Here is a 1531-nt window from a genome sequence, read left to right on the forward strand (position 1 = left end):
GAGATTTTTTTAATAGCTATTTTCAGGGTTTTTTTTTAATAGCTATTTTATTTAATTTTAAAGAATTTCATAGCATTTTTAAACGCTACCTTGTCAATCTCGTTTTTTGGATATCCCAGTCTTTTTAAGGTTCTGACGGTTTTTGGAAGGGATAATGGATCTGAAGGCTTATTGCTTATGTCACTGTTTAATAAAAATCTGTCAAAACCGTAGTTGTCCACTATTTTAATCGCCTCTTCAACTTCCATTTTTTGAGGTTGTACTGTTAATCCAATCATGCATTCCTCATCAATCAGCTCTTCGATTGTCTGGAGGTTAATGTGGTCTATTACAACAAGTTTCGGGTCAATGTTTTCAAGAACAATTGATTTGATGTCTTTAAGAACTTCCAATTTGTTTTTTCTTGGAGTGTGGATAATCACTTTGGATTTAGTCTCTTCTGCAAGTTCCAATTGTTTTTTAAATACTTCCTTTTCCAAATCAGTATTTTCATCAAGCCCAATTTCTCCAATAGCTATTATTTTATTTGTTTCAATCCATTTTCTTAATTGTTTAAAGATTTTTTCATTATTTTCAAGTGCATTTGCAGGGTGAATTCCAAGTGCCACTTTTAAATCAAGACCATATTCTCCAGCTCTTCTTGGTTCAAAGTTTAAAATTCTGTTTAAATGATTTAAAAGTATGTCTGGATTGTTGTTAATTTTATATGGGTAATATGAGCAGGTTATTGCAGTATCCACTCCACTAATAAACATTTTATCAAAGTCTTCACTACTTCTAGCATCAGCATGCATATGTGTATCAATCATTTTATCACTCTTTTTTCTTATTGTTTTTATCTTTGTTCTTTTTAGTTTATTAGTTTATTTTTATTGTCTATTTTTATTTTTTAATTTTTTCAATATTCTTTTAAATTTTCCCTTTTTTGAATTTTTACATTTATTTGAATTTTTATATTTTTTTTAAATTTTATTATTTTAAAGCAATATTGTTCTAAAATTGTAATATTGTTTTATTTTTGTAATATTATTTGAGCAGTTGCTAATATATTTATATAGTAGTTTGAATAGAATATAAGTGAAGTATACTATCTGTTGTTCATTTTTTAAAAAAAATGTAATTTTCAAGAATTTTGATAATTTTCAAAAGAAATGTGAAATTATGTTGAGGTAAAAATTGAATGAAATTATTTATTTGATATTAAGTTTGTTTTTTAAAAAAACATTTATTGAATTTTTAAACTAATAATCTCTTAAGTTAAATTTTATTTTTACTATCCATTTAATGAAATTGACTTTTGAATAGTTTTAAGCGGATTTGAATTCCAGTTTTGGCTTTGAATTTTAATTTTAAATCTTTGACTTTAATTGATATTTTGAGGTTTAATTTTTAATTCTGGGCTTATTTATTTAGTTTTAGGTTTAATTTTTAATTCTAGGCTTATTTATTTAGTTTTAGGTTTAATTTTTAATTCTAGGCTTATTTATTTAGTTTTAGGTTTAATTTTTAATTCTAGGCTTATTTATTTAGT

At 24.5% G+C, this 1531-nt stretch carries 1 protein-coding gene; it reads right to left on the minus strand.

Going from position 1 to position 1531, the window contains the following annotated elements; genetic code table 11:
• Positions 1-47 precede the first annotated feature (47 nt).
• On the minus strand, positions 48-809 hold the full coding sequence (locus Q0138_RS03030; RefSeq protein WP_297980746.1) for a TatD family hydrolase: 762 nt from the start codon (positions 807-809) through the stop codon (positions 48-50).
• Positions 810-1531: the final 722 nt, after the last annotated feature.

Origin of the sequence: uncultured Methanobrevibacter sp., from assembly GCF_937906425.1 — an archaeon.
Taxonomy (GTDB): Archaea; Methanobacteriota; Methanobacteria; order Methanobacteriales; family Methanobacteriaceae; genus Methanobrevibacter.